At 60.5% G+C, this 4,496-nt stretch carries 3 protein-coding genes; 1 reads left to right on the forward strand and 2 read right to left on the reverse strand.

Going from position 1 to position 4,496, the window contains the following annotated elements:
* Positions 1-261: 261 nt before the first annotated feature.
* Together QXF46_09210 and QXF46_09215 are read right to left on the reverse strand one after the other, a co-directional pair.
* Complete coding sequence (locus QXF46_09210) at positions 262-2,460, reverse strand: glycoside hydrolase family 31 protein (protein ID MEM0227038.1); 2,199 nt, start codon at positions 2,458-2,460, stop codon at positions 262-264.
* A gap of 38 nt (positions 2,461-2,498) precedes the next feature.
* Entirely contained in the window at positions 2,499-3,305 is an 807-nt protein-coding gene (locus QXF46_09215; protein ID MEM0227039.1) for an MBL fold metallo-hydrolase, read from the reverse strand.
* Between the two features lie 49 nt (positions 3,306-3,354).
* Here QXF46_09215 and QXF46_09220 point away from each other — a divergent pair.
* The coding region (locus QXF46_09220; protein ID MEM0227040.1) for a glycoside hydrolase family 3 protein at positions 3,355-4,496 on the forward strand (1,142 nt) is incomplete at its 3' end.

A 4,496-nucleotide genomic window follows, 5' to 3' on the forward strand; every position in this document is an offset into this window, starting at 1 on the left:
TCGTGGTCGTACCTGACGACTCTGACGAAGTACCCTAAAACGATGAAGTTGATGATGGGGATCACGTTCAAGACGATGAGCAGCAGGAGGTTACCGATGTCGCGCGTCAGTTTAACCATGAAGCCGAAACTCCTCGAGGCTATCTCGCCTACATCCCTGGTTTGAATGCTCACGATTTTTCTATGAAAAAACTCTGCTATTTAAGCATGTCTACATCGAATTGATTCACATAAAAGAAAAATAAATTTAAAACTTTAACGGCTATCTTTTAAGATTTTTCAATTCGATTTTTGCCCCTTTGTAAATTACGCTCGCGTCTGGGTCCTTCACCTCTGCCAGTCCCACTCCCCTCCCCTCCTTGACGATTACAACGTTCAGCTTCAGCTCGGGCAGCTCGTAAGCCCCCCTCTTTTCACCCACGATGAGACTAGCCTCGGGGTCGCGCCACGCGATGGGGACGAGCGCGTAAACGCCCTTCTCGTAATCGTAGGTTTCACCATCATCATCGTAGAGCTCGAAGCGCCCATCGCTACCCGGGTAGATTCTCAGCTCCAGCCTATCCACCCTCTCCGTCGAAGACTGCAGGCCGGGGGGTGCCAAGGGGAGGATTGCGCCGGCTCTCACGAAGACCGGTATCCTGTCGAGGGGGCTCGGCACCCTCACGTACCTGCCCCCACTATATGATTCCCCTGTCCAGAAGTCGTACCAGAGCCCGCTCGGCAGGTAGACGTCCCTCTCGTAGGTGGAGGGCGTGGTCACCGGCGCGATCAAGAGGAAGGGCCCAAACATGAACTCGTCGTCGACTTCCAGCGCCTCGGGATCGTCGGGGAAGTCCATCGCCAATTGCCTCATCATCGTGTAGCCCTCGCTGTGCACCTTCCATGCGAGCGAGTAGATGTAGGGTAGGAGCCTGTACCTGAGCTTGATGTAGTCCACCAGGATCCGCTCAACCTCCGGGCCAAAGCGCCACGGCTCCTTCGGGAAGTAGGTCCCGTGAACCCGGAAGATGGGACAGAAGACACCCCACTGGAACCAGCGAACGAAGATCTCCCTGTACCCCTCGCTGTCCGGGCTACCGCTGAAGAAGCCGCCGATGTCCGTGCACCACCAGGGCAGCCCGCTCAAGCAGTAGTTGAGGCCAGCCCACACCTGAGCCCTGAGCGTCGTCCAGTCGCTCGTGATGTCGCCCGACCAGTTGATCACACCGTACCGCTGGATGCCGGCGAAGCCGGAGCGGGTGAGTATGAGGACTCGCTTGTTGCTCTCGCTCCTCTGCCCCTCGTAGACAGCCTTGGCTTCCAGCAGCGGCCAGAGGTTCAGGTACTTGAACATCCTCCCCCCGTTGACCTTGAGCTCGCGCTGCCAGCTGGCGTAGACGAGCATCGGCTTCACCTCCGGCTCCGTTGCGTCGAGCCAGTAGCCGTCGATACCGATTCGGAAGAACGTGTCCCTGATCTTCTCCCAGAACCACCTTCGAGCGGCCTCACTGAACACGTTCACAAGCCCCGTGCCCGGCACCAGGTGGCCGAGCTCCTCAGCCTCCCTCCTGATCTCCGTCTCCTCCCCGAAGAACGGCCAGATCGAGATCGCTATCCTCGCGCCCAGCTCGTGGATTTCCTTCACCATCTTCTCCGGGTCCGGGTAGTTCTTCTCGTCGAACTTGAACGCGTTCCACCCGTACCTGCCCCAGTACTGCCAGTCCTGCACGATTATGTCAAGTGGGATACCGCGCTTCCGGAACTCGCGCACCACCGATACGATCTCGTCCTGAGTCATGTAACGCTCCTTCGACTGCCAGAAGCCGAACGCGTACTTCGGCAGGAGGGGTGGAGCGCCGGTCAGCCAGCGGTAGCCCGCGATAACCCTGTCGAGGGAGGGACCGAGGATGAAGAAGTAGTCGAGCGCGTCACCCGCCTCGAACCATACTCTGAGCCTGCCACGCTTGAACTCGAGGACGCCCATCGAGTAGTTGTCCCACAGTAGACCGTAACCCCTGCTGGAGACCATGAAGGGCACTGCGATGTCCGTGTTCCGCTGCGCGAGGTAAACGACCCTGCCGGCGTAGTTCAAGCCCGTGTGAGCGCTGTAGCCGGCGTGCTGGCCCAAACCGAAGATCGCCTCTCTCTCCTCGAGGGAGAACTCCTGTTTGAGGCTGTTCGTCTCCTCGCCCAGCACCTTCACCCTCCTGAGCTCGCGGTCCCGCTCGAAGAGCGAGCCACCACTCCACCTGAACTCGATGGTGCAGAACCTCCTGTCGAGGATCACTTCTAGCTCGCTGGTGCGCACCACCGTGCAGTCGTCGATCTCTTCGACCTTGAACGGGGTTGCACCCGGCTCCCTCACCACGACGAAGCTGCGCGCCGGAGCTACGCCAGGCGGAGAGTGGATCACCCTCACGATGTTGGGGGCGTAAACCGTAACGCGCGTAACGTACGGCCCCAGCTGGACTTCAACCGTCATGCTCCTTCACCCCGCTATCCCGGGGGCGTCAAAAACGGTTACTCTGGAGTGAGCTCACCCCGCTTCAGCCTGGCACGGTCGCCGAGCTGCATTATCACGAGCTTCGCGCCGATGTTCCAGGCTGAGAGGATCAAGCCGAGCAGCCTTGGATCCTCGCGCGTCGCCTTCCAGATGTCGTAGTGGATCGGCACGACAGCCCGCGCCCTGAGGTCCTCGACCGCTTTCGCGGCTTCGCACACCGTCATGTAATCCCTACGCCCGCGCGCGGACCTGCCGATGCTGATGAAGGCCACGTCGATCGCGTAAAGATCGCCTATCTCGGCTAGACCGGGGAAGTACGGGGTATCCCCGCTGTGGAAGAGGCTGCCGCCGGGCGTTTCGAGCAGGTACGTGACAGCGCTCTCGGCGTTTCGATCATCGGAGGGGAAAACCCGTAGCGTGCAGTCGTTGATCTCCAGCGAGTCGCCGGGCTTCACTTCGACGACTGTGGCCTCCACCCCTTCCGCTCTCAGCCAACCCCTGACTCTGCCGACGGAGGAGCGAGGCCCGACGAAGGTGGCCCTCGTGCTCCTCAGGATAGGTATGACCGTGTCTCGGTGGCAGTGGTCGTCGTGCTCGTGCGTTGACAGCACGGCAGTCGCCTTCCTCACCTCCGTCGGGTCGATGGGCACGGCTATCATGCGCAACCACTCCCTCGACGGAGAACCGCCGAAGTACGGGTCGATGTAGATCAGAGACTCGGCCGTCTTAACAGCTAGACCCGCGCCACCCAAGAACCAGACCACAGCTTCACCAACCGGTACCTCAAGCCCCTCGATTTCGTCCAGGAGCAGGCGCTGCCACACAGCGCTGCCATCGAGAAGCCAGAAAAATAGCTTGCTGTCAATAGAGCTCGTGGAAGGGGTGAGGCTCTCCCCTAAGCTTGCCGCCGTTACAGCGTTGCTCTTCGCTTCGGTGCTGATACTCGCGTGGCAACACTATTATACGGGCTCGAGTGCTGGTCGAGGTGTGACAGCAGGGAAAGGTGCGGGTGAGGTTCGACCCGCGAGTCTGCGCGAGCTGTTGAGCTCTCTTTCGCTGGAGGAGAAGGCGAGCCTCGTCGTCGGTTGGGGTCGTTCACGTAGGCTGCCGGGATCGGCTGGCGAAACGCGGCCGGTCAGGGTCCCCTCCATCGTCACCGCCGATGGGCCCAGCGGGATCAGGATTGAACCCCAGCAGGACCGCTGGTGGTACGCGACGTCTTTCCCCGTCCCCACGATGCTGGCTGCGACTTGGAATCCAGAGCTGGTTGAGAGGGTTGGCCGAGCGATGGGGGAGGAGGCCAGGGAGTACGGGGTCGACGTCTTCCTCGCCCCTGGAGTCAACATCCACCGTCACCCGCTCTGCGGCAGGAACTTCGAGTACTTCAGCGAGGATCCGCTCCTTAGCGGTATCATTGGAGCGGCGTACGTCAAGGGCGTGCAGTCCGCCGGCGTGGGCGCTACGCCGAAGCACTTCGCAGCCAACGAGCAGGAAGTCAACCGGGTAATCGTTGACACCATAGTTTCTGAAAGGGCATTACGCGAGATCTACTTGAAGCCCTTCGAGATCGTCGTGAAGGAGGCGAAACCCTGGGCGATAATGGGCGCCTACAACAAGCTGAACGGCAAGTACTGTGTGCAGAACGAGTGGCTCCTTACGAGGGTGTTGAGGGAGGAGTGGGGCTTCGAAGGCCTCGTCATGACCGACTGGGGGGCTGGCGACAACCCGGTGGAGATGATCAAGGCGGGGACCGATTTGATCATGCCGGGAAGCGACGAGATCGTCGCGAGGCTCGTAGAGGCCGTAAGGAGGGGCGAGCTGAAAGAGGAGGAGCTGGATAGAGCCGCCGCTAAGGTTCTCGAGCTTGTGGAGAAATCGCTCACCTACAGGGGCTACAGGTACTCGAATCAGCCTGACTTGGAGGGTCACGCGAGGCTTGCCTACGAGGCTGCTGCTGAAGGTGTTGTGCTGCTCAAGAACGACGGCGGAGCACTCCCGCTGAAGGAGGGAGCCAG

This window comes from Thermofilaceae archaeon (assembly GCA_038731975.1).
Taxonomy (GTDB): Archaea; Thermoproteota; Thermoprotei; order Thermofilales; family Thermofilaceae; genus JANXEW01.